This window comes from Methanococcoides burtonii DSM 6242 (assembly GCF_000013725.1).
Lineage (GTDB): Archaea > Halobacteriota > Methanosarcinia > Methanosarcinales > Methanosarcinaceae > Methanococcoides > Methanococcoides burtonii.
This window is the reverse complement of record NC_007955.1, coordinates 1185741-1212460: the sequence shown is the minus strand read 5'-3', so window position 1 is coordinate 1212460 and position 26720 is coordinate 1185741. Positions and strand designations below refer to the sequence as shown.

General features: G+C 35.3%; 24 protein-coding genes and 1 pseudogene. 11 read left to right on the top strand and 14 right to left on the bottom strand.

The features are described from left to right. Positions 1-26 precede the first annotated feature (26 nt). The 8 genes from cas2 to cas6 form a co-directional block, all read right to left on the bottom strand. Positions 27-290 carry a CRISPR-associated endonuclease Cas2 gene (gene cas2, locus MBUR_RS05810; protein ID WP_011499201.1) on the bottom strand — a complete coding sequence of 88 codons (264 nt, stop codon included), beginning with the start codon at positions 288-290 and terminating at the stop codon, positions 27-29. A 1-nt stretch (position 291) separates the two neighbouring features. Next, positions 292-1293, bottom strand: a complete 1002-nt coding sequence (gene cas1b / locus MBUR_RS05805; RefSeq protein WP_011499200.1) for a type I-B CRISPR-associated endonuclease Cas1b — start codon at positions 1291-1293, stop codon at positions 292-294. Between the two features lie 42 nt (positions 1294-1335). Beyond that, complete coding sequence (cas4, locus tag MBUR_RS05800; protein WP_011499199.1) at positions 1336-1935, bottom strand: CRISPR-associated protein Cas4; 600 nt, start codon at positions 1933-1935, stop codon at positions 1336-1338. Between the two features lie 105 nt (positions 1936-2040). After that, positions 2041-4683: a CRISPR-associated helicase/endonuclease Cas3 gene (locus MBUR_RS05795; RefSeq protein WP_011499198.1), complete on the bottom strand. Its 2643-nt coding sequence runs from the start codon at positions 4681-4683 to the stop codon at positions 2041-2043. After that, positions 4673-5467 carry a CRISPR-associated protein Cas5 gene (gene cas5, locus MBUR_RS05790; RefSeq protein WP_011499197.1) on the bottom strand — a complete coding sequence of 265 codons (795 nt, stop codon included), beginning with the start codon at positions 5465-5467 and terminating at the stop codon, positions 4673-4675. Before cas5 ends, MBUR_RS05795 begins: the two co-directional genes overlap by 11 nt. Beyond that, on the bottom strand, positions 5468-6328 hold the full coding sequence (locus MBUR_RS05785) for a type I CRISPR-associated protein Cas7 (protein WP_011499196.1): 861 nt from the start codon (positions 6326-6328) through the stop codon (positions 5468-5470). A gap of 24 nt (positions 6329-6352) precedes the next feature. Further along, entirely contained in the window at positions 6353-8230 is a 1878-nt protein-coding gene (locus MBUR_RS05780; RefSeq protein WP_011499195.1) for a hypothetical protein, read from the bottom strand. Between the two features lie 45 nt (positions 8231-8275). Continuing rightward, positions 8276-9001: a CRISPR-associated endoribonuclease Cas6 gene (gene cas6 / locus MBUR_RS05775; protein WP_011499194.1), complete on the bottom strand. Its 726-nt coding sequence runs from the start codon at positions 8999-9001 to the stop codon at positions 8276-8278. A 324-nt stretch (positions 9002-9325) separates the two neighbouring features. Between cas6 and MBUR_RS05770 the strand changes: the two genes are divergently transcribed. The 3 genes from MBUR_RS05770 to MBUR_RS05760 all read left to right on the top strand — a co-directional run bounded on the left by MBUR_RS05770 (position 9326) and on the right by MBUR_RS05760 (position 11793). Beyond that, on the top strand, positions 9326-9856 hold the full coding sequence (locus MBUR_RS05770) for a ferritin (protein WP_011499193.1): 531 nt from the start codon (positions 9326-9328) through the stop codon (positions 9854-9856). A 6-nt stretch (positions 9857-9862) separates the two neighbouring features. Next, entirely contained in the window at positions 9863-10222 is a 360-nt protein-coding gene (locus MBUR_RS05765) for a carboxymuconolactone decarboxylase family protein (protein WP_011499192.1), read from the top strand. A gap of 425 nt (positions 10223-10647) precedes the next feature. Then, positions 10648-11793 carry a C39 family peptidase gene (locus MBUR_RS05760; RefSeq protein ID WP_011499191.1) on the top strand — a complete coding sequence of 382 codons (1146 nt, stop codon included), beginning with the start codon at positions 10648-10650 and terminating at the stop codon, positions 11791-11793. Positions 11794-11985: 192 nt separating this feature from the next. Here the strand turns inward: MBUR_RS05760 and MBUR_RS05755 are convergent, their stop codons facing one another. Further along, on the bottom strand, positions 11986-13467 hold the full coding sequence (locus MBUR_RS05755; protein WP_011498778.1) for an IS66-like element ISMbu5 family transposase: 1482 nt from the start codon (positions 13465-13467) through the stop codon (positions 11986-11988). 158 nt (positions 13468-13625) lie between these two features. Between MBUR_RS05755 and MBUR_RS05750 the strand changes: the two genes are divergently transcribed. The 4 genes from MBUR_RS05750 (at position 13626) to MBUR_RS05735 (ending at position 16876) form a co-directional block, all read left to right on the top strand. After that, positions 13626-15161: a right-handed parallel beta-helix repeat-containing protein gene (locus tag MBUR_RS05750; protein WP_048063273.1), complete on the top strand. Its 1536-nt coding sequence runs from the start codon at positions 13626-13628 to the stop codon at positions 15159-15161. 47 nt (positions 15162-15208) lie between these two features. Continuing rightward, entirely contained in the window at positions 15209-15391 is a 183-nt protein-coding gene (locus tag MBUR_RS05745) for a hypothetical protein (RefSeq protein ID WP_048063272.1), read from the top strand. Positions 15392-15735: 344 nt separating this feature from the next. Then, entirely contained in the window at positions 15736-16353 is a 618-nt protein-coding gene (locus tag MBUR_RS05740; protein WP_011499190.1) for a hypothetical protein, read from the top strand. Positions 16354-16444: 91 nt separating this feature from the next. Further along, on the top strand, positions 16445-16876 hold the full coding sequence (locus MBUR_RS05735) for a hypothetical protein (RefSeq protein WP_011499189.1): 432 nt from the start codon (positions 16445-16447) through the stop codon (positions 16874-16876). A 103-nt stretch (positions 16877-16979) separates the two neighbouring features. Here the strand turns inward: MBUR_RS05735 and MBUR_RS05730 are convergent, their stop codons facing one another. After that, positions 16980-17792 carry a helix-turn-helix transcriptional regulator gene (locus MBUR_RS05730; protein WP_011499188.1) on the bottom strand — a complete coding sequence of 271 codons (813 nt, stop codon included), beginning with the start codon at positions 17790-17792 and terminating at the stop codon, positions 16980-16982. A gap of 516 nt (positions 17793-18308) precedes the next feature. On the opposite strand from MBUR_RS05730, the gene MBUR_RS05725 reads away from it, so the two are divergent. The 4 genes from MBUR_RS05725 (at position 18309) to MBUR_RS05705 (ending at position 23008) form a co-directional block, all read left to right on the top strand. Continuing rightward, positions 18309-19514 (top strand): C39 family peptidase, encoded by a 1206-nt coding sequence (locus tag MBUR_RS05725; RefSeq protein ID WP_011499187.1) that lies wholly within the window; start codon positions 18309-18311, stop codon positions 19512-19514. 235 nt (positions 19515-19749) lie between these two features. Beyond that, the gene (locus MBUR_RS05720) at positions 19750-20997 is read left to right on the top strand and encodes a YncE family protein (protein ID WP_011499186.1); all 1248 of its coding nucleotides are present in this window, start codon (positions 19750-19752) and stop codon (positions 20995-20997) included. Between the two features lie 692 nt (positions 20998-21689). Further along, a complete protein-coding gene (locus tag MBUR_RS12975; RefSeq protein WP_011499184.1) occupies positions 21690-22403 on the top strand; it encodes a DUF6973 domain-containing protein in 714 nt (237 codons plus the stop codon). 71 nt (positions 22404-22474) lie between these two features. Beyond that, positions 22475-23008, top strand: a complete 534-nt coding sequence (locus MBUR_RS05705) for a hypothetical protein (RefSeq protein WP_011499183.1) — start codon at positions 22475-22477, stop codon at positions 23006-23008. Between the two features lie 201 nt (positions 23009-23209). On the opposite strand, the pseudogene ahbC reads toward MBUR_RS05705, so the two are convergent. The 4 genes and pseudogenes from ahbC to MBUR_RS05685 all read right to left on the bottom strand — a co-directional run bounded on the left by ahbC (position 23210) and on the right by MBUR_RS05685 (position 26642). Continuing rightward, positions 23210-24412: pseudogene (ahbC, locus tag MBUR_RS05700) on the bottom strand (12,18-didecarboxysiroheme deacetylase). 39 nt (positions 24413-24451) lie between these two features. Then, the gene (locus MBUR_RS05695) at positions 24452-25252 is read right to left on the bottom strand and encodes a uroporphyrinogen-III synthase (protein ID WP_011499182.1); all 801 of its coding nucleotides are present in this window, start codon (positions 25250-25252) and stop codon (positions 24452-24454) included. Positions 25253-25282: 30 nt separating this feature from the next. Then, a complete protein-coding gene (cobA, locus tag MBUR_RS05690) occupies positions 25283-26035 on the bottom strand; it encodes a uroporphyrinogen-III C-methyltransferase (protein WP_011499181.1) in 753 nt (250 codons plus the stop codon). Between the two features lie 208 nt (positions 26036-26243). Continuing rightward, entirely contained in the window at positions 26244-26642 is a 399-nt protein-coding gene (locus tag MBUR_RS05685) for a DUF1699 family protein (protein ID WP_011499180.1), read from the bottom strand. Positions 26643-26720 lie beyond the last annotated feature (78 nt).

Here is a 26720-nt window from a genome sequence, read left to right as displayed (position 1 = left end):
GAGACTATATAAAGATCCACGAAAAATTAGATAATTGTATCGATTTCAATGGGTCTGGTTCCTAATTCATCAAATTCAAGATACTTATAATCTTTTACCCGATAAATAAAAATGCTATCTTCGTCTTTATTTATGAGTTGTTTTAAATGAGATTGTATTTTAAAATACTCCGCTTTTGTAAGTTCCCCTTCCAAAACACTATTTTGAACCCAATTAAGATATTGCTTCAAGAAGATACGTACTTTGTTCAATCGTTCCACACCAACATCGTAGACAATTATCACATACATATTACCACCACATCACAAGAGGAACATATTCTTCGTCTTCAATCACATGCTTTGATAATTTATAAAGTTCCAGCCTAATTAGCCTTTTATAAGAAACATTTCGCTTTAACCCTTTGTGTTTAATAGTAGTACTTAATTTAGAATTATATTCTTGTAAGAATATCTTCTTGCCTTTTTCACTCAACAGCATATCACCGATCTCACCCATAAAACAATTATCATCTAACATATTCTTATTAACAAGTTTAAGAATAATTCGATCAATTATTATGGGCTTAAATATTTCGCTCACATCAAGAGCAAGAGAAAAACGTCGTTCAAAAGGTTCATGAAGATAAGAAATAGTTGGATTTAATTGAGTATTATAAATCTCAGAAAGAACAGTCGTATACATCAACGAATTTCCAAAACTAATAAGAGTATTCATTTTATTTCCAGGAGGACGTCTTGTTCTTGTCACAATTCTATAATCTTCCGGAAATATCTCATCCAATGCATTGTAATAGATATATCTCATACGCCCTTCAACATTCATCATTTTAGGAATGGAATCCGCATTTGGTAAGCGACTTAATTCCGATTCTATCGAACTAACATAGGAATTCATCGCATCTTGACAATCCTCCTTTGTTCTTGAATAATACTTTAAATTCTTAAGAATGTTACCACATGCACCTTCAATGAACTTTCCTGCCAAAAGCATCCTTTTTTCACTATCAAGATAATGAGATGCTTGATGAATTACAAGATCGCCACTAATGAGCGTCTCTCGTGGATACATGCTTCCTTCATAAAAACCATAATAATTAAAAAAATGTATCGGAATACCATTTTTTGAAAGGTATGAAACTACACCTGATGAAAAGGATAACTTACCGTATGCATAAATTGAATATATTTTATTGATAGGTAAAACTCTCTTCTCATCCTTATTCACAAAATAGACCGTATTTTCCTTTCTCTTTAAAATCCCATCCTGCAATATGTAATAATCTGCTCGCATTGGATTCTCCCCCATTCTAATATTTATAACCAAACCGCAATATCAATCATCATCCACTTCGCCACAAAAACAAAACTCAAAATATGCACACTTTGGACAAATACGTATGCGTTTAGGGTGTGGCATTCTGCCTGTGATAATCTTCTCGATATTTATGATATCATCCTCGATCTTCATTTCATCATCACTTGTTAGCACCACTTCCCGAGTCTGATTTAAAAGAGGATAATTCATAACCCCATATGAATCAATCCCCCTTTTCTTTAAATAATAAATATAGTAAAGCATTTGCTGTAAATGAGCATCTTCCATACTCTTAGTCTTTTTAATTTCATGCAATTCAAGAATATCATCACGTTTCTTCACAAAATCGATGCTGATCGTATTATCAATTGTAATCTCTTTTTTATTTTTACTATAACTATCTTCATGAATCTGTTTGCCGATATTGACATTTTCGTTTTCATGTTCAAGAGCTATATTGTGAGAAAAAAGCCACAGCTTAGTGTGGCAGATGTGGTAGTAGTTGATCTTAACACCGGTTATTTTAATAAAAGTATTAAGCAACACATCATTTGACACATCTAGTGAATTCGTGGTTTTTGATGGATTTTGAAAGGAATCAGTCATAAAAATCATCATAAAAAGGTTGATACTGATACTATATAAATATATAGCATTAGTTAATTATAAGAGATTTATTGCTTTTTGTACCCTATTGTCAAAAAGAAACAACAAATAAAACAATTATAAAATTACACCCATTGATCGATTATTAATTGCTTCCTTAATCTCATATGACTTAAGACCATCATCAAATGAATAGTACTCTAAAAACTTCGGAGTTGATAAAACAACATCAAAACGCTCATCCACCTCAACAAATCCCTCAGTTTGAAGAAAATCAAATAAATCCGAATCATATGCATTATTTTTGATATTAGTAATTGAAATAACAAATTGATTAAACAAACTCGTTATTTTTCTTCTAATATACACATCTTCAAATTTATTAGTCGAACTAAGAATCTCCTTCCAGACCACATAAACATTGCTTGAAATTATAACATCATCAATTATAATTTTAGCATCTTTTTCTGCATTCACAATTCGAGGATCATTTATCAATGCCCTAATCTTTTCTCGGTCATACTTGGATAAATTATTAAGCGGAATCTCATCACAAATGAAAATATCAACTTTTCCAACCTTAGTATCAATTACATCCAATTCATTATTTATAGATTGATACTGTAAATTTGCAATTTTGCCCTGAATTGGTTTAAAATTATCCCTTGCAATTTTCTTAACTTCCTCAGACAACTTGCCATAATATGTATCAAAATGTTTTGTCGAAAGAATTTCTTCCTCCATCCCATCTTCCATATTATTCAATATTTTATATCGCTCTTGATTACCATATATCTTTTTAGAATCGGCTGTATCCCCATCTTTGTATTTAATCACAAATAATTTAGAAATATCTGCTTTTTGTGCATCACACTCTCGATTAATACGTCCAGATATTTGCTCGATACTATCCAAAATAGAATAATCACGAATTCCAAAATCACAGTCAATATCCACCCCTGCTTCAATGGATTGTGTTGACACAATTATAATACGCTCACCGTTCGGACATTTTTTTATATTTTCAATTATTTTTTTCCTACGCAAAGTTGAAGTTGTACTATTTAGAAGATAAAATGAAAAACCATTAAAATCATCATCAATTCTCAATTCATCAAAAACTCTTCTAGAAGTATCAACCACATTTAAAGTAATAAGAACCTTTACGCCTCCAGTGGCATAATTTACTTTAATCTCTTCAATCAACAACTTCTTTATCGAATCAATATCGTTAGAATTCTTCTTGAAAATTATTGAATTACGCTTAAAAATTGGATGGTTATAATATTTAAGAGGATTATTAATTACCTGAGGAATAGTAACATTATCTAAAAAATAATTAAAATCTGGTAATGTAGCACTCATAATTATATAATAAATATTTAGCGATTCACTAGTTTCTTTTATAAAATTATAAAATGTCCGAATATTTTTATCGCTCAATGTTTGTATTTCATCAATAACAACAACACTATTACACATATTTGCAATCTTATAACGATTATTGCCACCATTTTTAATAAACGAATTGAAAAAATTAACATTGGAAATAACATTAACACAATTATTCAAAAAATTATCATTTTGAATTAATAACATCTGCTCTAACTTAAAATCAGAATCATCTGTATCAGACATATTTTCGTATTTATTTACATATGCACGTGAATAAATATCTGAAATCAGACCTAACTTATTTGGAAAATAACTATCATTAAATAACGTATTATCAATTGATTTATAATTTTGCTCAATAATATTTATGAATGGAAAAACATAAAAAATACGTTTCAACGAATTATCATGTTCAAGAATATTCAAAACCAATTTCATAGAAATATTAGTTTTTCCGCCACCTGTTGGCACAGACAACATAAATATTTTATTGCCATCCTTTACCAGTCTCTTCATATTATCATTGCATTCAACTAAAATCTCTTTGCGTAACTCATTGATATTGTTACAGCTAGAAATATCACCTGAAGTGATATCATCAATATTTGCATTGTATGAAACTCCAGAATATGACTTAATCATTTTTTCACGAATTTCAGAATCAATAACATTTAGAGGATGCATTGATTTCATAGAATTAGCATAATGCATTGATGAATATGAATCACTCAGTACAAGTAAAGAATAAAAAAGCTTCACAAAAATAAAGATTTTATCCCGACTATAATTATCAGAATAAAAATCAAATTTCTCATCCTTAGAAATCTCTTTTATTTCAAGTCCTGTATCCTGAATAATTTGTTGAATAATTTTAATTTCATCTTGGCTTTCATCATAATCCTTTATACTAAAATCTCTTAATTTTGTATGATGTAACGAAACAACAGTTCCTATCAAATAAATAATCGATTTTTGATTGGGAAATTCATTCAGCAAAAATGATGTAAGTACTTTTTCCGAAAAAATACTATGGTTACTATTGCTGGATGATTTTTTACTATTCACTTTCACCTTTTGAAAATTAGAATTTATTTTACCAATATCATGGTAATAAACAGCAAATAACAGAATTTGTTTTATACTCAACAAATTATTTTTACCAAATAAGTCAATAATCAAATTATCAATTAAAGGTTCAAGTTCCAAATTCTCAATAAAATAAAGAAAATAATTCCCACAAAGTTGAGAATGATCTTCCAATAATTCTATACCACTTTCATTTCTATGAGCAGAATAATAGCTTTTTGGAACTATTAATCCCTTATAGAGATTATCATATAGTTCCTTAAAGCTATCAGAATACATAATATACACTACCCTCTGAAGCAATATAATTGTCTGAATTTTTTAATGAAACATTACATTTTTCGCTTGGTATTGCCATCAAACGATAAATATACTTAAACATATCATCAAAATCAACAGGCAATAATTCTAATTTCATATTTCGTGTATTCACTGATTCCACTTCTTCAAAAGGAAATATGCTACAACACTTATTACTTTCAGAATTATCATACTCAAAATCCTTCAAATGTCCAAATTGCACATTCGCAAAAAATTCATTTTTGCCGAAATAAATGGGAAATACACCACAATTCATCCTTATTTTATCAATTATTTCGAGATGGAGAGGATTATTTTCATTAACTACAATTCCAACTTCATAATCTGGGTCTAACAACACTTGCTCCTTAATGATAACATTTGGAGAACCAGAATCGATTCTGTTGTTTAAAAAACTATTAAGACTATTGTAAGATAATGTGAATTTCTTCTCACTCAAACTATTACATTTGATAAATACCTTTAAATCACTCAATTTTGAATAAAATTCAGGACTCACTGCGGCATTCTTATAACCACTAAGCCCTACAATTGAGCCAATCAATCCAAGAAGCTGTGGCTTTGGAATAATTGAATACGTATTCCTAAAGCGATTGCTAATAGGTTGATTAAAATGAGCAAAACTCCCATACAATCGGAAAGTAAGGAGTTTTTCGGATTGTGCAATATTTTCCTCAAAGGAAGAAAATGATTCAATCGTTGTATCCATTGTATTCGCCTGAATTAATTTGCTTGCAGCCATTTAATTCTCAAAAACAATCTTGTTCTTCACTTTATTACTATATTCTTCAATTGTACTTTTATTAATAGCCCCTTCAATCAATTTAGTAACTTTTGAATAATCAACTAAAACATCACCATCTTCTTCATAGACATCTACCAGTGAATTAAGATTATTAAATATCCGATCATCACTATTTTCAAACCAGAGCATACTTACAGTTTCACAGCCAAACATGGTCGTAGAATTCACTTCACCGACAGAATATTTGAGTGCATTTTTCAATTTGGTAATATCTTCATCTGAAATTTCGATCTCCTGTTTTTTAGCAGAATTCATATTCAAACAAATATCATATACATAATAAACATCATCAGCCCTTGATTCCTCACCTATTGTTGTCTGCTGAACATCCTTACTTTTCTCATTTGAATTTCGATAAGGAGATAAGATTTCAGAAGAGAATATACTGGAATTCTTAAACCTATTGACACCATAGTTTATTTGACAAGGGCCGGTCATTGAAATATTATTGCCCTTAACTGCAAAAACAACCCCAAACAAACGAACATCAATAAAACTTTTAAGATCTTCAATGACAGCCATCTCATCTTTTGGAATTGATTTTTTATTGCATTTTTCCAAATAATTTTCATCTAATGTCAGATGACGCTGCACAATTGCACCTTTAATTGTATCTTCCTTTTTCGTCCTTTGTACAAACACAGTCTCATTTTTTGACAAATAGTCCCTTATGCAGTATTTTAAAGCTTTATCAGTAGCAAATATTTTACCATTTGGCAATCTTCTTGGAAGTCCATCAAAGCCTGCATTAAAACTTGCATTCTTTGCATTTACTACTACTATCCCATTGTAATTCATTTAATTTACCTCCATTACTAAAAATTAAGCATCTTCATTTTTCTTTGAATATAAATAATTGTCATCAAAATAACCAGTGTACAAAGGAATCTTATTATCCTCATATGATTTAGTAAATTCAAAAGCTAATACACTCTTAATCATATTGTGGAATTTTCGATTTGTATCCAGATATTCATTATGAGAATATTTTTCAAGTACTAAAACCAACTTCTTTTTCAGCATATTCATATCATGAACATTCATAGTAGATTTTGTAAAAAGGTCTAATTGGTTTTTTCCTTGATACACGCCAAGCAAATAGTAAAATACCTGACCTAAGCAATAACTTGCTTCAAAATCATTTTCAATTTCAAAACTATCAGACCCATCCATTTTCTTTTTCAGTTCCATGTATTCCGTAATAGTATCCCCTCCATCAGGTTCCAGATATAAATATTTATAATAAATTATAAAAAACAATAAAATTTTCTTAGTTCCAATTTTCATATCATCACGAAGATGAGAATTTGTCACCAACTCCGATAAAATTTCACGGAACATTTTAGTATAAACACCATCTTCAAAATATGAGAAATCTTGGAAATAAATAAAATTTCTAATAATTGCATTATATTCAATTATTTTCAATTTCATAAACGAATTCAAATATTTTGGAAAATTTTTCGGACTTGTTTCAAACAAAGAACCAACTAATGTATTATTGAATAGTAAATTTAATTCTTGTAAAAAAATCGATTTGTTTCTTTCATTTTGTATATGAATTTTTTCCCCTTCCTTTCCTTTGGAAGAACGATCTTTTAATTGGCCATAAAGGGGAAGATCTTGTACATTAACCGCTGTATCTTCGGTTAAAAGTTCGTAGTTGAAATTGTTCACATATCTGAATTCAATGTTTTCCAACTTCGGATCTGCAAGCATCATAACATAATCAAATTCTTGGAACTGATTATTATTATAAATCGATTTCAGCATTTTTAAAATTCCAATTGGATTTGAAGAATAATCACTATAATCAGTGCAGTTTAATTTAATAGTAGTTGGAAATACATATCTATAAAATTTATATTTTTTAATATATTCAAAGAAATCATACGATTGTTTAGCACATCTTTTACATATATTAAAATTTTCAGGACTACTTTTTGATTCCAAATTTGTTTTATACCTTGTAGGATGCCTGAATAAATATTTACGACCTTTTCCAATATCAAATAAATTCCCTTGCGTCAACATATATAATTGATCAAACTCACCACAACTATCGCAATTTCCATCAAATGATTTATATTTTAATATTTTCTCAACCGTGTACTCCGATACAGCATTATAATAATCATCAATATCAGATTCATTGACAATAAATACAAGATAATCATTTTCAGATAAACCAAAAACATTTTCAGGATTTATACCATCAAAATTTCTCAAAAAATCTTCAACTTGAGAACAAAGAGTAGGAAATTTATCATGATACAATGTTTTTTGTACAGCACTTTTGAATAAATCAATTTTATCTGATGAAATTGTTATAACATCATTTCCATTTGAATATTGTTTATTAGTACCATCTTCGTTTTTACTAAAAAAAGCAGTTGTAATTTTGTAATGAGTAGGTGAATGGCTCAGCAATGCAGAAGTACTTCCAATATTATTACTTGATTTATGAGTTGGCAAAATAAAATAATCATGCATAAAATATTTCTTCCCCAATCGTTTTAACCAAGGTTTACTATCAAACTCATCATCCAAATTTGAATTATTAATAACAAATGACTCTTCAGAACCATCAAGTGGCACAAGCAATGTTTTAGCTTTCCCTGCTTTTGAATTAGATTCACTATCATTCAATAGTTGACCGTATTCTTCAGCAGTAAACAGATTCACTATAAAGTTATACATGCCCCCTCCAATCCCATAGCTACGTTTTATCCATACAATTAATATTCACTTAACCAACTCCAAACACCCAAACCCCATAGCATTTTTCTCCCCCAATCCAGCGTCATACGCAAATTTAATAAGCTCTGGACTTGCCTCAAGCTCTAGCTTCATTAAACTGCATCTCCTAAAACTATTTCCTATCGAAACACGTTTTGGTTTAAAGTCTTTCACTTCCAGCACATCAAAATAATCATGTTCAACCTTGTGACCGTAGTACTCCTCGTATCGTGCGGTGAGGTTCGTATGAATATTTTCATAAAATTTTGAATCCTTGGGATAGAGATCTATCTCTACAAGTTTGTCGTTCTTTTTCCTCATCGTCTTCACGTATATGGGTGAAAGAGTCGTAAACTTACATGACTCAGAGATTTCTAAATTTGGCATTATTTCGATACGTTCGATAATGAAATTAGCTTTCTTATCTCTTCCAAGGAAAAACTCAGGTTCAAGAAGCAAACCTTCTGTAAAACTGCGAATGAATTCCAAATCAGGAGAAGATATAAAAAAATGTGCTTTATTGAAATCCAACCCACGTTTGTTTGGAATCCAATCTTCAATAATCAGATTTGAAAAAGTATAAAACTTGAAACCTTGATGGCTATGAATCTCATTTGCCAAGGTAATATTAGCATTGGCAAGTCGAGCATATAACATTGATGCTAATCCGTATTGGTAGTCATAATGAATATGTGAATTTGTTGTTTTTAGAATAGTTACTTTGCATCTCACCTATTACATGACAACACAATATAATTTATATGTTTCGAAAATATAATACATACGTATAAGTTTAGCTTGTGCTTTTTAACAACAGATAGAATAAATAAATTCAATTTGATTTCGCAAACACGAATATATATAGAAACGATTTTCAAAAAACCACTCCACTCTTCCTCACAGATAACCATTTATACAGACGATAACTAATATTCTACTGTTAGCCACAAAGCTAAAAACAACTACCCACAGGCTTTTATGGGGAATTAACCACATTAATTGTGGAGCCTGTTTATCGGATAGTAATTCTATTTACATAACAAAGGAGTGAATCACATGATCAGTGAAAGAATGGTTAAAGCATTGAATGGTCAGATCAACAAGGAGATGTATTCCGCTCATCTTTACATGGCAATGTCAGCCTACAGTTCGAATATCGGGCTTAGCGGATTTGCTAACTGGTTCATGGTACAGTATCAGGAAGAGATGTTGCATGCCATGAAATTTTACAACTATATTGTTGATCAGGGAGCAAAGGTAGAGCTTCAGGCAATTGAAAAGCCGGCACAGGAATTCGGCACCACCCTTGAAATGCTCAATGCGACCCTTGGACACGAGAAGTTCATCACACGTTCCATCAACGACCTGGTAGACCTTGCTATTGAAGAAAAGGACCATGCGACCAACATCTTCCTCCAGTGGTACATTACCGAGCAGATAGAAGAGGAAGGCAATGACAATGCGATCATTGACAAACTTAAACTTGCAGGCGAGAAAGGAAACGGGCTTTTCATGATCGACAAGGACCTTGCTGCAAGAGTGTTCAACCCTCCGGTAAACGTACCAAACTGGACACAGATCAGGTGATAATAAATGACAGAAAATATAGAAAGCGTTAAGCAAGTAAAAGGAACCATGCCAAAGGCCATCAAAATGGCCAAACAGATGGATGATGACTTCGGTCAGGGAGTTGCAAGTTTCTACAAGGCCATCTGGAAGGACAGGGAAGACGGACTTTCAATGAAGAACAAGCACCTGATGGTCTTCGCCGTAGCATGCTCAAGGAACAACACCAACAGTGCAAAGAAGATCCTTGTGAAACTTAAAAATCACGGTGCAACGAGAACAGAGGTCCTGGATGCAATGATGATGGCAGCATGGACCGGTGGCATACAGAACTTTACCGACATCAGCAGTGACATACTGCCGGAAATGGAACTGATCGGATTTTAAGGCTTGAATTAAGCCTTAATTTATTTTTTTGTGGTCGCAAAAAACTTTGTGACTTAATGTTGTATATGATGCAATACCCGAGATCAGCAGATTTGTGAATAAGTCATGATTTTTTTGTTTGCTATAAATGCTATCCGCTGAAACTATCAGGATCATCATGAAAAATATCCCGGAATTATCCTGTTTCTGACATTAATCAGAATGATTAATGTTAATCGGACTGATTAATATTAACCGGATCGATGAATATTCATCACAGTAATTAATGTATATGATAAAGGTAATAGAACTTTCTGGAGTGGGGCTCAACCAGATTTGGGTAGAAGCTGAACCCCACGTGCCCGGAGGCGAGATTAGGTTGACTTTGATAGCGTTTAAAGTTTACGTAATCTTGCCTCATGAGTAATGGAAATGAGGTAAAGTAAATGCAAAAATCGAAAACAACGACTGTTATTGCAATAATGCTGCTAATATTGGTGGCATTTGTACCAATGGTAAGTGCCCAAGAAGAAACGCTCCCTGATAGTTCTAGTAATAAACAAGTTACCATCGAACTAAATCAAAAGGATGGTGTTCTGATAATACCTACAGAAGACAAAAAGATTACTGACTTGAGCACAACTGCCACCACGGAAAAACCAGCAGTTGCATTCTTGTCTGGTACCATCGATGAAAATAATCTTGTAGTACTCAATGGTGTAATTACACTTGATGGAAAAGCCCAGAAGGTTCAATTGTCAGGTGAAGCGACCCAAGTATTTATTGGATGGGATGTACCAGAAGGAGCAAAACCAATCTATAGTACTGTCGGCGATGAGAAGATAGGTTTTGCAACCATAACCAGATATGAAGGCGCAACAAAGAAATATGCAACGCATATAGAAGTGCAAGATGAAAGCGATAAATTCAGCTTTCATGGTGAATTCTTCAAAGATGGACATGGTGGATTAGTTGGAACTATGATAATTGATGGAAAGGAATGCCAAATTGGGCTCCTTGGCAACTCAATTAGCCTATATGAAAACGTAAGTCCAAGTTCCAGTACCAAAAGTGCCTACATAGACGTTCCTCACAGAAGCCAATGGGAACTATTTTGGGATCTACATGGTTATGCCGCTGCCAGCACTGCATGTGGGGACACCGTTGCTGCAATGCTGGAAGAATATTATACAGGCACAAGTCCTGATATTTGGGATATATATTTGATATACGGTTCAATGGGTGCATCAGAAGCAGAAGACTACTTGCAAGATCAAAGCATAAATGCAGATAAAAGAAGTCATACAGGATCATTATCTTATGTAATTGACTGCGCTCAGTATTATATAGATACGGGTCGCCCATTTTATTTGATCGAAGAAAGTAATTCTGGGGAACTGCATGCCGTCGTTTTAAGGGGTTACAGTGATGCCTACGACTACTTTGTACTAAATGATCCAAATACATTATCCGGAACTGAACAGATGTATTGGTACGATTCGGATGACCCTTCATTCAACTTTGAAGAAAATGTCTACGAGAATATTGGAGGCGAAGACTCGTATTCAAATGGTATGGTTATTGTAGTATAAGCTGCCGACACACATATTGAATTAAAAGCCATCATGATAAATGATGGCACATTTTTTAAAACTTATTTGGAAGATGGTATTTTATGAAAATGATAACTATTTTTCTTGCACTAATCCTACTTTATTCGTAACTATTCAGCCTACCTATAATCAATCCTGTATGACCAACCTTTACACAAAAAGATTAGAAGCTCAAACAATTGTTGGAATAAATGGCATTCCAGCAATTGCATTTCGAATTGCATCCATCACAGGAATCTGATTCTTCTTAACAGTAGAAATGTAACTTCTTACCCGCGAGAAAATTAATGCTCCTTGCATACTTCGGAATGTACCCGATATCTTCTGCTGTACTTTCATCATTCTCACATCCCTTTCTGCAAGATTATTCTCAAATGGAACTTTTAGATCATGCATAAACCTGAGAATATCATTTTTATAACCAATAAACCGATCCAGCAGATTTTTTGCTGTGGTTTGTTTAGTTCTTCCTCGCTTCTTTGATTTGGCTTGAAGTTGAGGATTTTCTTCTATCCCAATATGAATAATCTGGCCGTACCAATCTTCAAACTCTTTAATTCTCTCTGGTTTCATACAACCAGACATTCCTCGGATCTGGTCAACTGACTTTTTGACATCAATAAGTAGAATATTCATAGCTTTTGACCACAATTGATTATCGTTCTCGCTTACACTTGTTAATTCTCGCAATAGATGAGCATTACAGATCGAATGATCACAATCATATTTGTAATATGATTTCCAGAAATCATGAACTACTGTACCATTGAAATTTGGTAAGATTCCCATCGCATTCATTGCGTCAGAGCCTCTTTTTTGATGAGGATAATAACATGTCATTTTGTTTGTAGAAGCAACATGTAACCACTGTCGTTTTCCTTCTATCCTCATACCAGTTTCATCACAATTTATCACAGGAGATTCTATTAAGAAGTTCTTGATCTGCTGTTCGAAATCTTCAAGTTTTTCAAAACATGTCTTTTCTGCCCTGGCCAAAGTAGCGGGACTTATTTCACATCCACAAACATCAGCTAGCAATTCACAGCTGCGTTCATAAGGAAGTAATTGATAATCATGTAAGTAGACTGCTAATGATGCAAGACGCAAGCCATATTGCGTGGGTTGTTTAACCTTTTCTGAAAAAGTAGCTTTGTTCTTGCAACCGCAGTGAGGACAGGACTTGATTTCAGCACGATGTTCTGTTACTTGAAGTTTAATGGGAGGTATGTCAAATACTTGCCTTTTTTCATGATCTTTAACTTCTATATCTTCAAGCGATCTTTCACAATTGCTACATTTGTGTACTTTGTGAATTATAACTTCGTCAGGAACATCTACCATTCTGAGAGTAGTTCCAGGATGGTCTTTCTGACCACCTGGTTTCTTTCCACTCTTTTTTCGTCTGCTTTTTGTTTTTGGTTTCTCATTAATAAAAACATCAGTTGAAGGTGGTTTACTGCTGTTTCGGCTGTTTTTTTTGAGTTGCTCTTCCAATTTTTTAACTCGTTCTTCGAGTTCGGTTATTCTGGCAGCTTGTAGTTCTATGATCCTTTGTTGTTCAGCAATGATGTCGTACAATGTAGTGACAAGAGTGACAACTGCTTCGGGACCTTGTTCATAAACTGCTAGGATTTCTTTGCGTTTCGTGTTCATTCACCTCCTGTTTGGCAAAACCAATTGATTTTTTGGGTGTGAACTTAAATAGAATGCTACTACTTACTTTTTTCGTAAAAATCCATGTCAGAAGATGAAATAAATTGAGGTGGGGGGATTTTAGCACGCAAAGGTGGCTGAATAGTTACCTTTATTCAATGATTCCTGCATCTGCGGGAGTTATCACCGTAGGATTTAAAGATGCAGATTATAATTCAATCCAGAATGCAGTCGATAACGCAAGTATTGGGGATCTAATTGTTATTCAAAGCGGCATTTATTCTGAAAACGTGCTAATCAATAAACCATTGACATTAAAAACTGTAGATAACAACTCACTTAGTACAATTATCCAATCTACAAACTCTTCTAATCATATATTTCACATAATATCATCAAACACGAGCATAATTGGTTTCAAACTGACCGCCAAAGCAGAAAACCGACCCCTATCTGGAATTTATATTGATGATGTTGATCATTGCCTAATTCAGAACAACACGATTTCAAATGTTGAGGATGGAATTCTCCTTTCTTCTTCTCATGAAAATGAAATTGAAGGAAATTCTTTGTTTTCAAACAATTTGCATGGAATTAGCATATCTAACTCCAATAACAATACCATAAGTGAAAACAAACTTTTCAGCAACCGTTATGGAATAATTGTGCAATCTTCCAGCTACAATACAATTTCCAATAACAATGCAAGTGCCAATGAAAACTATGGAATAGCATTATTCAATGCAAATGGTAGTGCTGTTAAGGAGAACATTGCTACAAAAAATAAGTATGGCATTTGTTTAACTTCAGCATTTGACAATAAAGTAGAAAATAACAATGTTGTGACTAATATATTTAGCGGAGCAATTTTGTGGAAGTCAGAAGATAACACCCTTGAAAATAATAATCTGAGTTTCAATAGAGATTCGGGTCTTTCTTTTGTCACTCAAAACAGGAACAATGAGATTTTGAACAATGAAATCTCATACAACAACAGGTATGGAATTTTTCTGAATTCTAATGAAGGCAACATAATCAAAAACAATACTTTGATAAATAACGAAAAAGGAATTCAAGTAAAGAAGGCGGCAGATAACCACTTATCAGCAAATACAATAAATGACAGGTTAACTTTACAGAAGCTGATGTACAGCTTTCTGATTCTAATTAGTATCGGAATGGCGTTTTACCTAAAAAAGAAATCCTTACTATTAAAATCCATGGTAATTCTAACCATTGTAGCTCTTGTAGTGTTTCTTGGAATTATTGCATGGTATTTCCCATTTGAATCAGGTATCAGAGATAATGTTGAGATAACTAACTTCCAATGGGTCGCTTCTGAAACTATAAATGAGAATTACACAAGAGGAAAGCTCTCAATGGATCTGGTCTATAATAACAAAGACGCATATCCCTTGATACTCGGAAACACAGTCCCGATTGACATTCGCATAAGCTCAAGGGCTGTAAATACATCAGAGGATTTTTCTTTGTTGTATAAGAAATCTCTCACTTTAGAATATCTGGAAACATATCGGTATAACCCTCTCCTAGATTTTAAAAATGAAGAGCAGAATGTACTTGTTGAAATCTACACAAAGCGATACTACGAATATCCAAATCCGGTTTATGGGGACACAAGCTGGGAACAAATTGGGATGGCAGTAGCAAATATCAACCCCAACAGATCCTAACTTCAAACTTCCTCTTGCAGTTAATATCAAGAAGCAAGAGAGAAATCATGAAACTTAATCAAATGTTTATATTGGTTTTAATAGTGTCAAGTGCAACATTTGTGGCTTTTGCATCAGAAGATGTGGTAATATTCCTCACAAAAGAAGATGCAAGCCAATCAAAATACACCGATGACTTGGCCAGATTTACAAAAAATAGAAACAAGCAAACCACAAATAGCAATAACTAATAATTCCAAATAAGGCAATTTCGATGTAAAGATACCTTTTGTAAATATAGTTTTAATGATATTGACAAAGCATGTTTACATGAAAATTGGTGATAGTTGGTATAAGGTTTAATTGAGTATTGGCTAATTATTTAATCAGTCATTTTTTATTTGTGATAAATTGCTATAAACGTACTCGGTGGAGTTGTGGCTAAAAATGTAGTGCATGACCACCAGTTAATCCAAATATTTCTGGGGGTGTATTTTCTTATTGGATTTCTTACCTACTGGACAATTGTTAAGTTGGGAATTCAATAAGGAGAATTTTGCGGATATTCTGTTCCTAACCATTGAAGGTGCAATAAGTGAACAAAAAAGCAATTCTGTTGGTACTTTTTATAACTACTGTTGGAGTATGGTTTATTCTTGACTCCATTACGATTGGTCCAGGTCTCCCCCCTTCTGAATCCATGCCAGACTGGTATGTCTCAAAATCAATCACTGATAGTAAACAAGAATGTACTCCATTCTTTCCAAAAATCTCAAAATTTTGCAGTTATGGGAATTATACACGAAGGACGATGTTAGCTGTATGGTACTTTGATGATGATAAAAAGTTCCTGCAATCAAAGAATGAATTGAACGAATATTTATCAGAACATGGAAAAGTTTCTACTGTACAATTAGATATAAGTGAAGAAATAAATGAAGAGATCAAAAGACTTGAAAGTAAGAATGTCTGGCAACCAACACTAGGTCCAAAACGTTTCGATGCCACCAAATATGAAAGTGAAATAACATCCGGATATTTTGTGGTTTATAAAACCCCATTCCTTGAAAGCAGAGAAGACTACTTTATAGTTTACTATGGAACCAGAGAATCTGTAAATCTCTCAGAACAAACACCAGTATTAAAAAAGCTGATTGCAAAGTCATATTATATGGCTAATGAAGATGGAACAGTAGAGGGTTTAAAAATATGATGGGAAAGCTACTGTGATAAATGAAAATTGAATAGTATTCAGGGGTGGTTCAATCCACCTTTTTATTTTTCAGAACATTGGTGGAAAAATAATGAACATAAAAAAATTAATACTCCCAATTACCATATCTTCAGTGATCATCGTTGCTACAACTGGAGTATTCTATTTTGAGCAGACATTAGATACGACAATTGGTAGTTCATTGACATCTCTGATTGAAATTCTGGGCTTATTTCTTCTGGCACTCGCTCCTATTACGTATGGATTAATTACAAGGGACAAGATCGGATCCGTTATTATTGGAGTGATACCTGTGATCGGACTTTACCTTTATTTCGATTTGAGTTCAATCATATCGGGAGACTTTACCAGTATGGAGACACTTGCTTATTTCGGAGTTCTGGCCATCCTCGGTGCTTTGGAAGGCTATTTTGCATCAATAAAAAAAATAGAGTACAACATTCTTGCGATATGTTGTTTTCTGTTCTGGGTGGTAATTTTTATCAGAGGATTTGTTGATTGAACCCAGCAACATGCCATTTACTTGGAGGTCTGGTACGTTGGAAGGGTAAGTTGTGTACTGTCAAACAAAAGTAAATCAGTTTCAAGAACAAAGTGCATTGGACTCACATTTTTATAACCTTTGACTGCTCTTTATAATACTCAAAGAGCCTCTCTCCCCACACAACCGCCATGGGATCAAAGCTGAATATGCCACTTGCGATGTCATAGGTCACACCGTCTTTTTTGTACAGGCCCAATGAGAGGCATTTATCGGTGACAATGAGCCCCACTCTAATATTTCCATCCATGACCATTAATTTGAAGTTTTCATAATCTTTCAGTGCATTGATCTTTTCCACATAAGGCTCCTGCTTCAATTGTTCCGCAACATCCATAGGAACTATAAGTTCGACAGGTATTCCTTCACATACTTTTTCTGATATGGAATCCGCATATTCCTTGGTTACGACGGATGATACACCGACTACATGCCCGGCTTCTTTTATGATTTTCAGATTAGTGCGGTATACATTAAAAAGTTCTATATGGGTATCGCTGATAATTTCGGAATTGTAGAGGCATCCGATCTCTTTTAATGATGATATGGGGATGTCTTCGAGGCAATGGTCTGACCAGAAAAGTTTGTGCTTATTGATCGTTCCAATTGTACTGAAGGAATCTGCGATCCTAGATGCTACAATCTTTCCCAGCCGGGTCAGGCAATATCCATCTTCCTTTGCCTCTACCAATTGACCAGACTCCAGTCTCCTGATATTTGGTATTATTGACTGGGATGAGCTCCCGCTAATTTCACGCAGTTGAGAAAGCTTTTTACTGCCTTCATTTAATGACAGCAGTATCTCAATTGTGAGCCCGGACCTGTATATAGCCTGGACATCATCTCCGTCTTTTCTGTAGATCTCAAGGAAGTCCATGTTCTTGTACCATTCTGAAGATTCATGCAGATGAACTGCTCATGAAGATCAATCAACATTCTACGTATTTTGCTTGCCTGAAGTAAAGTTTAGTTAAATCCCTAACTCTGCCCTTGTTTAAAACATGAGGTACTGTTTTAAGTAAGTTACTTAATAGAAAATTATAGTGAGGATATAAAGTATATGAGTGAACTAACAATAAAAAGTATAGTACGTGTAACAGATATTAAATTTGTGCTTCAATGTTGCACATAGTACAATCCCCGGAACCATCAAAATTAGGGATTATCTTGTTTTTGACATTAATCAGAAAGACGAATATTAATCGGACTGATTAATGTTAATCGGATTGATGAATATTCGCCACAGTAAGAAATGTATATGATGAGAGTAAGATATATTTACGGAGTAGGGTTCAACTGTATCCTGCAGAGCCGGCTTGAACTCCAAAACGCCCTAAAGCAAGGTTATGGTTGGCTTTGATAGTGTATAAGTACAGAAACGGGAGTAAGACAAATGATTAAGAACAAAATTGAAATTGGAACGCTAATTTTAGCAATATTGCTAGTGAGCATGACATTGATACCGGCCGCAAGTGCACAGGAAGAAAAAGATTATTCTGTAACTGTTGAGGAAGCTTTTAAGCATGCTAATGCGCACATGATAAGTTTTATAGCAGCCGACGCACCGGGATTTGAAAACTGGACGGGGGCATCTATTGATACCAAACCACTGGAGCTTTACGACATAAGTGGTCAGAAGTTGTTTTATCAATTCTCAGTGTATAAAGAAAATGAATTGATAGGTACAATCGATGTTTGTGCCGAGAAAACACAGGGTCCTTCCATCTATGATATTAAATTTGATCCAGAGCCTTATAGTGTGGATGAAGCCATGACGAAGGCAAAAGAAATTGCCAATACTAAATATCCTGATGGGAAGATCAAATCAACGGTCATGGTAGTATACAGTTATCCGAAAGTAGGGGCAATGACCACAGTAAAGGACAAAGCCACAGGGGAAGAATATCGGATATTTGTAGATGCATATTCTCTTGAAGAGGTACAAGATAATCCTATAAATAAAACTAGATTTGGAGATTTGGGAGTTTGGTCACTATATGAGACAATGCTAGAAAATGACATGGAAGAAAACCTAGCTGCATGGCAAAAAAGTGATGAGTTCACTAAATCTATAGAGGAAATAATAACCAATGAAGGAATTAACAACAGTGCAACATTAACTGAACAGGATATTAAGAAAATTAGTAGTGATGTAACGATAAAAACAGTAACAAGTAAAACGCTTTCGGTTCCTGCTTACACACAAGAAACGGATTATTATTGTGTACCCACATCTATCCAAATGCTTTGTGAGTACTTTAACGATCCAAGTACTACCCCTACACAGACGTACATCTTTAACTATTTGGGCGGGCTAGAGGACTTTGGCCTTTCATATAGTGACATAGAAGAGTGGGTTGAAGATGTATGGGATAAAACACCAACTGTTAGAACTTCTGGACTTTATAACATTGATGTTGTTACCGAAATTGACAATAACAGACCCTTTTTCAGTATGATTTCTGGTCATTGTCGTGTTTGTCGGGGATACTTAAATAGTGGGTATTTCTATGAGTATATTAATGATCCTTTGACTGGTTCTGCGGCTTATGAAAGTACCTACGGTGGTCCAGAGACTGGACGTGTATATGTGAGGTAAAATCCGTATGGAGTTCGATATCGTTATGGTTTTAACAGCTTATTTATAGCTTATTTACATATCGTAAGCTAAAAGCGGAGTCTATCGAACTCCTTTTTTTTTGTTTAGATCTTGAGCCAATTCAAGCGTTTTGCGAGGATCATGATTACATCACTTATTTTGGTATGAATAATATTTTCATGAACAAGAATTAAATATTTAATATAAGGAGTATAATCCTTTAAGGAGATTTAGAATGGAAGTAATAGCATTCGATAAAGCATTTCAAAAGAATATCCTCCTAAGAGTCTGTGTAATAATGATGCTTTTACTTGTAGTAAATGTATATACTGCAGGTGCAGCTCCCTTTGCATATGTAATGAGTTCGGGGGGAAATGTCTCTGTAATAGATACCGCAACAGATTCCATTGTAACAACGATGAAGATAGAAGCTTATTCTGGTGAAGTTGCAGTTACACCAGACGGAAGAAGAATATATGTAACGGACTCAGCTATAGACAGGACCACTGTTCCTATAATCGATACAGTAACAAATACAGTTCATTCCACAGTGAATGTTGGAGGTAGTTCTTGGGGAGCTGCCATTAACCCAGCAGGAACAAGGGTATATGTGTCGATCCGTGATAGTACCAATATCTTAGTAATTAACACAGCAACAAACAGCATAACATCAAAAGTTGACGTGGGGTGGGGTCCTGATAGAATTGCAATCACTCCCGATGGAACAAAACTATATGTTACAAGCCATAAAAATGATATTATTTCTGTGATCGACACGGTTACAAATAGTGTTATAAGCACTGTAAATGTGGGAGAGATACCTTGGGATGTCGCAGTCACTCCAGATGGGACTAAGGTATATGTTACTAATTCAAGAGGCAATAATGTCTCTGTAATTGATACATTTACAAATAATGTTACAGCCACTGTAAATGTAGGAGAGTATCCCTGGGGAGTTATAGTCAATCCAGATGGAACAAAGGTATACGTAACGAACTGGAAAGACGATTCGGTTTCTGTAATTGATACATTTACAAATAATGTTATAGCTACCATTCCTGTAGGAATGCATCCGTCTGGAGTGTCAGCCACCCCGGATGGAACAAAAGTATATGTGGCAAATTACGACGGCAATAGTGTATCTGTAATTGACACGGCCACAGACAATGTCATAGCCACTGTAGATGTAGGAGATCATCCTGTTGAAATTGCCTTAGGGCACTTTATAGATTCTAATATGACTGATCAAAGCACAGGGACAAACTCTAATATAACTGAAGATACAGGAATTAAAGATAATGTATCATCATCTGAAGAAAAAAACGCTGTCGAAATCAATAATTCAAACAATAAAGATTCTGAATCTGATAATGGTAGTGGCTCAGGTGGAAATGAATCAAGCAAAAATAACTCTACACCGGGCTTCAGACTATTGGGAAGCTTGACCTGCCTGTATGTAGGGTGGAAATTCAGGAAACAGTGATACAGGATTGAAGTCTATCGGATCTATAGCGGTTTATAATAGCGCAAAAATGCACGGATTTCACTCCCACCCTGATAAGTTTGATGATCTTATTGTTACTAACATTTATTAGATTTTCACAGCTAGGTCAGGATTTATTGTGCCCTTCAGGCAAGAAAAATCCTTAACCGATGACCTCAATGAAGGTTGCTTATTATTCTTTATACAAACAGCCAAGTTATAAGGTTTATCGAATCATCTTCATTTTTAGGTGTTGGAATGAGGAAAATCAATAAAGAAATCGCGATTTTTCTTGTTTTTCTAATTCTTGTGGTGCTTTGGGGTTTATTTGCAAAAGTGCCAGTAGAGGATACGAAAACACTAGACTGTGACTTTCAGTTCCTCTTTTTTGAAATTGAGATCCAAACAGCTGATTTTACAATTCATGAAAAATATTCAGGAATTATCCTGTTTCTGACATAAATCAGAATGATTAATGTTAATCGGACTGATTAATATTAACCAGATCGATGAATATTCATCACAGTAATTAATGTATATGATAAAGGTAATAGATATTTCTGGAGTGGGGCTCAACCGGATTTGGGTAGAAGCTGAACCCCACGTACCCGGAGGCATGGTTACATTTTAACCTTTGTACTATATAAGCGTAGCTTTGCCTCCTGGAATGAATAAAGCAGGAGATAAAATAAATGAAAACAAACAGGAAATTTGGGATAGGTGCGATGCTTGCGGCAATGTTGCTGATAAGCATGGCGTTTGTACCTGCTGTAAGTGCAGGGCAGGATAAAATATCCGAAGAAAACATAAAGGAATCACAGATGTTACAATACATTGACATTGAAGAACTATATACTGAAGTAAATTCCTACATAGAAAAAAATCCGGATGCCACGGATAAACAAATTAATAATTACACTCTACAAAAAATAAGGGAATTGTATGACGTCTCCAAAAGCGATAGAGATGGCTCATCAAGAGTTAGTTATCCTGGTTATTACTTAAATGATCAAGAAGCATTATTATTTACAGAGAACCCATGGAAAGGTGCTAAATCTTGCTTTTATGGTCTCAGCTCGGAATCTGAAACAGTAAATGTTTTTGGTTTCAATGGGGCCAATGATGCAAGTGATGCATTCCGACATACTTATTGGAATGCTTTAATGGTCAGGCACATTGATTATACATGGGCATATAGATGGGCAACAGCTCACGAATACTATTCGTCGGGTCTTCCAAAGACGATGGATCTCTGGAACAACATCAAAGGAAGACAAATTGGAAGTAACAATCCTTCTGCAAGCGATAGTACGCTTTCTAGCAAAGTTGTAATTGCGCTAAATTCAGGAAATCAACTAAAGAAAATAGTAAATAACAACTTAGTATATACATCTAATGAAATCTGAATAAGTACTACGAAGTTGTGTTCATGTCTCGGATTATCCGAGATATTTTTTAATTACAAAGGAAGAAATACATGACAAACAGAAAAATCATCTATTTTAATCTCATAACCGTTGTCCTTTTGTTGCTTTATATGGCCTTACATTTATTCATAGTCGACTTCGAGATATCTAATGCTCAATCCAGCGGGGGAGGACTTTCATATGCAAAAATTGGTTTTTTTGGACCTCATATTATTGACATTAATGGACAGGAATCCGGCAGTATTATTTCTCCTTCTATTGTGATGACGATACTATTATTTTTTAATTTAATATTTCTAGTCAAAAATCGGTTTGACAAACATATTGTCCTGAATATAGCTCTTCTGATTGCAACATTATTGATTTATCACTTGTTTTTAAACAACATTAATTCAACTCTGGAACTTGCTACAAAATTAGATTCATTTTATTTTAGTAGGATGAACATATTCGGACATGAATTTATCTATATTGTAGAAAAAATAATCATTAAAGGGTATAATTACTCCGTAATCCCCATTATAATTTCAATAGTCTATAATGCTTCAAAATTGATTTCACAGAGTGATGCAAATCATGATTAATTTTTTGCTATAGAAATTAGGAGAAAAATTGACATGAGGTAACTGCTAATTTTTTGTAGTCAATTGAAAGTAAAGTAGAATAGAATAGAATAGAAATCAATGAATAAGCCCATTTATAGGCAATCATTTTAATATTGGATTTTTCAATCCAAGAATGCTTGAAAGATGGAATTTAAAATGAGAAACTTGAAGAGTGATAACTCACTCTTCTTCATCATAACCTATCTCTTCTTTTGTGAGATAACATGCAGGGTCATCTGCCCAGACATTGCCATACACGGCTTCAGCCCGTACACGGAAATTAGCGTTGCAGACATCGAACCACTTGCACTTTGCACATCTGTCAGCATTCGCTTTGATGAGGGGTTTTCTGTCCTTGAGACCTGCCATGAGCTCATCGCTCAGGTCTGTCCATATCTCACTGAACTTCCTGTCCTTCACATTACCAAAGGTGTAATGTCTCCAGAACTGATCAGGGTGAACTGCGCCATCCCATGAAACACAACCAAATCCAATGCCAGTGGAATTACCACGGTTCATCTTGAGAAGCTCATAGACATCTTCTGCACGTTCGGGGTTCTCTTCTGCAAGTCTCATATAGATGTATGGACCGTCGCAGTGATTGTCCACGGTCAGAACTTCCACAGGCATACCATTCTCATGAAGCTGCTTTGTTCGGTCCATGATAAGATCAACTGTCTTGCGGCTTTCCTCATGGGAGAGGTCCTCTTCCACAAGTTTGGTTCCGCGTCCGGCATAGACCAGATGGTAGAAGCAGATTCGTGGAATATCCTCTTCCTCGATCATGTCGAAGATAGCAGGAATATCAGCCACGTTCTGTTTATTGATAGTAAATCGAAGTCCGACCTTGATGCCTTCTTCCCTGCAATTGCGAAGCCCTTCCATTGCAGCATCGAAAGCTCCCTCGACAGCCCGGAACTTATCATTGGTCTCTCGCACACCATCGATTGAAATCCCTACATAGGACAGCCCGATTTCCTTGAGCTTCTTTGCCATGGGTTTATCGATAAGCGTACCATTGGTGGAGATCACCGCACGCATCCCCTTGGAGATCGCATACTCAGCAAGTTCCGGCAGGTCCTTGCGCATCAGCGGTTCACCGCCGGAGAACAGCATCACAGGAGAACCGAACTCTGCCAGGTCATCGATCAGTTCCTTGCCCTGCTATGTGGTCAGTTCGTTCTCGAATTTCATGTCCTTTGCGTGTGCGTAGCAATGTATACATTTAAGATTGCAGCGACGGGTCACGTTCCAGACGACTACCGGTTTCTTATCCTTTGAGAATTGAAGCAGGTGTGACGGAAGTTTTTTTGAATCACGCCCGTAACGAAGAGCATCCGATGGCTCAACAGTTCCGCAATAGAGTTTTGAGATTCCTATCATAGTTTTCCTCCCGCATGTATAGTTTCGCTTTTTGATGTATCAGTTTTCAAGAGCCGCTTTTGCGACCCTCAGTATCTCTTTGAATGTGTACTCATCAGGAGTAACATTCACTTCCACACCATATTCCTTCAATGTATTGGCAGTTGGGATTCCGATGGCAGCCACAAGGGAATTCTCAAGTACTTCCCGTATTGATTTGCCTTCACAAAGAGCCTCAGCACGGTCGAAAAAGCTCCTGACCATCATGGAACTGGTAAATGCAAATACATCTATCTCGCCGTTGACACTTTTAGTAATAAGCTCATCCTGCAATGGCCCTTTTGGCAGTGTCAGAGTGTAGACCTTGGTCTCAAGCACGTTAGCACCACAATCCCTTAAACCTGAGATAAGAAGAGAAGAACCGTAAGCACTCCTTGCAGTATCTATCTGTTTACCTTTTACATCGGGACAGAGATATTCCACCAGCCCTTCTGAACTGTAAACGCCAGGCATACCCATTACACCAATTCCAATACCTTCAAGCTGCTTGCGTGTAGTCGGACCGATAGCTACCACATTTGTATTGTTAAGAGCATCGATGAACTTGCTGTGCCTGTCCGGGGTTATCTTGGAAAGAGTATGGTCGATTCCATTGGCACTGGTGAATATAACATAATCGGATATTCCAGAGAATATGTTCTCTGCAAATGCATCGAAATATTCATCCTTCATACCTTCAATTTCTATCATTGGGATAGCCACAACTTCAAAACCAAATGATTCTGCAAGTTCACGTGACTTTACCACATAACTCTCAGGCCTCATTATAGCTATTACAGGCTTCTTTCCGTTTTGATCCATCTTATCACCATCAATAAAATAGCAATTTCATCAGATCTGGGAACCCAATATCTCATGAAGCTTGACAACATCGCCGATAACAGTAAGTGCCGGAGCCTTTACCCCTGCATCCTTTGAGATCTTTGCGATGGTCTCGACAGTACCAATGGTCACGCGCTGATCCGGGCGTGTTCCCCTCTCTACCATTGCAACCGGGGTCTTGGGGTTCTTTCCGTATCTCATCAGCTCGCCCATGTTACGTTCGAGCATCTTGACACCCATGAAGATAACGATGGTACCTCCAAAAGCAGCAAGTGTCTTCCAGTCAAGGGCAGTTTCCTCTTTTGTAGGGTCTTCATGACCTGTTATAAAAGTGACCATTGAAGCATGGTCCCTGTGTGTAACAGGAATACCAGCATAAGCCGTAGCTGCAAGAGCAGATGTGATGCCCGGAACTATCTCGAACTCGATACCTGCTTTCACCAGTTCTTCAGCCTCTTCGCCGCCACGTCCGAACATATAAGGATCTCCGCCTTTGAGACGGACCACAATCTTGCCTTCCTTTGCTTTTTCCACGATAGCATCGTTGATCTCACTCTGGGTCAGAGTGTGGTCCCCTGCATGTTTACCTGCATCGATCTTCTCTGCAGCCTCAGGCATGGAAGCCAGTATCTTTTCCCCTGGAAGCTGGTCGAAGATGATAACATCAGCAGTGTCAAGAAGTCTGCGTGCTTTCAAGGTCATCAGTTCAGGGTCTCCGGGTCCGGAGCCTACAAGATATACTTTTCCGTATTGTTGAGCCATATTACCAGATATCCTCAATTAGTGTTTTGGTGATGTAATTACCTGATATAATAAATAGATTGATATATGTGATTTCTGCCATCTTAAAAATGTCCATAAAGAAGCAGTCAAAGAAAATGTAATAACGATAGATAAGACACTAGGAAAAAGGAATGCACTTAAAAAAAGAAGAAATGTTGCCAGATCACAAGCAACAACTGTTCCATGATCAGCCCTGACTTAGAATATAAAAGAGCATTTCCTTGTTCAGCTTTCCTTCGCGTGAAAGTTTATCAGCTATAACATCATCCGAAATTCCTTCAGATCTTAGATCAGTGATCCTTCCAGCAATAGCTGTGGATATTGTATAATATTCATTGATATCTTTTCTGTGACCCCAGACATCCCCCTCGATAAGCTTGATGTTCTGCATATCCAGGAACATTTCAATTGATTTGGATACAGTACGCCTATATGATGTCGGTATCTGAATGACCTCAACATCTTTGCACTTCTTTACGAGATTAAAGACATCTTCATTAGATGGTCTGAACGCAAGATGGATGATCTTTTCATTTGCATCAAGTTTATCAATTTCTTCCCTTTTACTAACTATTCTTATTTTCATAGTGTACCCTCAGAATGTAGATCCCTTTAGAGATGAACTTATCAAATTAATTATATCAGAGTTACCTTTTAAATAATT

What these genes read in the sequence shown, in the direction of transcription:
- MBUR_RS05720 (WP_011499186.1), top strand. Translation starts at nt 19,750, where the DNA reads ATGGAAGTAATAGCATTCGATAAAGCATTTCAAAAGAATATCCTCCTA.
- MBUR_RS05735 (WP_011499189.1), top strand. Translation starts at nt 16,445, where the DNA reads ATGAACATAAAAAAATTAATACTCCCAATTACCATATCTTCAGTGATC.
- MBUR_RS05725 (WP_011499187.1), top strand. Translation starts at nt 18,309, where the DNA reads ATGATTAAGAACAAAATTGAAATTGGAACGCTAATTTTAGCAATATTG.
- MBUR_RS05755 (WP_011498778.1), bottom strand. Translation starts at nt 13,467, where the DNA reads ATGAACACGAAACGCAAAGAAATCCTAGCAGTTTATGAACAAGGTCCC.
- MBUR_RS05795 (WP_011499198.1), bottom strand. Translation starts at nt 4,683, where the DNA reads ATGTATTCTGATAGCTTTAAGGAACTATATGATAATCTCTATAAGGGA.
- MBUR_RS05730 (WP_011499188.1), bottom strand. Translation starts at nt 17,792, where the DNA reads ATGGACTTCCTTGAGATCTACAGAAAAGACGGAGATGATGTCCAGGCT.
- MBUR_RS05745 (WP_048063272.1), top strand. Translation starts at nt 15,209, where the DNA reads ATGAAACTTAATCAAATGTTTATATTGGTTTTAATAGTGTCAAGTGCA.
- cas1b (WP_011499200.1), bottom strand. Translation starts at nt 1,293, where the DNA reads ATGCGAGCAGATTATTACATATTGCAGGATGGGATTTTAAAGAGAAAG.
- MBUR_RS05750 (WP_048063273.1), top strand. Translation starts at nt 13,626, where the DNA reads ATGATTCCTGCATCTGCGGGAGTTATCACCGTAGGATTTAAAGATGCA.
- cas4 (WP_011499199.1), bottom strand. Translation starts at nt 1,935, where the DNA reads ATGATGATTTTTATGACTGATTCCTTTCAAAATCCATCAAAAACCACG.
- MBUR_RS05785 (WP_011499196.1), bottom strand. Translation starts at nt 6,328, where the DNA reads ATGAATTACAATGGGATAGTAGTAGTAAATGCAAAGAATGCAAGTTTT.
- MBUR_RS05770 (WP_011499193.1), top strand. Translation starts at nt 9,326, where the DNA reads ATGATCAGTGAAAGAATGGTTAAAGCATTGAATGGTCAGATCAACAAG.
- MBUR_RS12975 (WP_011499184.1), top strand. Translation starts at nt 21,690, where the DNA reads ATGAAAACAAACAGGAAATTTGGGATAGGTGCGATGCTTGCGGCAATG.
- MBUR_RS05685 (WP_011499180.1), bottom strand. Translation starts at nt 26,642, where the DNA reads ATGAAAATAAGAATAGTTAGTAAAAGGGAAGAAATTGATAAACTTGAT.
- MBUR_RS05705 (WP_011499183.1), top strand. Translation starts at nt 22,475, where the DNA reads ATGACAAACAGAAAAATCATCTATTTTAATCTCATAACCGTTGTCCTT.
- MBUR_RS05780 (WP_011499195.1), bottom strand. Translation starts at nt 8,230, where the DNA reads ATGTATAACTTTATAGTGAATCTGTTTACTGCTGAAGAATACGGTCAA.
- cobA (WP_011499181.1), bottom strand. Translation starts at nt 26,035, where the DNA reads ATGGCTCAACAATACGGAAAAGTATATCTTGTAGGCTCCGGACCCGGA.
- cas5 (WP_011499197.1), bottom strand. Translation starts at nt 5,467, where the DNA reads ATGGCTGCAAGCAAATTAATTCAGGCGAATACAATGGATACAACGATT.
- MBUR_RS05760 (WP_011499191.1), top strand. Translation starts at nt 10,648, where the DNA reads ATGCAAAAATCGAAAACAACGACTGTTATTGCAATAATGCTGCTAATA.
- MBUR_RS05695 (WP_011499182.1), bottom strand. Translation starts at nt 25,252, where the DNA reads ATGGATCAAAACGGAAAGAAGCCTGTAATAGCTATAATGAGGCCTGAG.
- MBUR_RS05765 (WP_011499192.1), top strand. Translation starts at nt 9,863, where the DNA reads ATGACAGAAAATATAGAAAGCGTTAAGCAAGTAAAAGGAACCATGCCA.
- cas2 (WP_011499201.1), bottom strand. Translation starts at nt 290, where the DNA reads ATGTATGTGATAATTGTCTACGATGTTGGTGTGGAACGATTGAACAAA.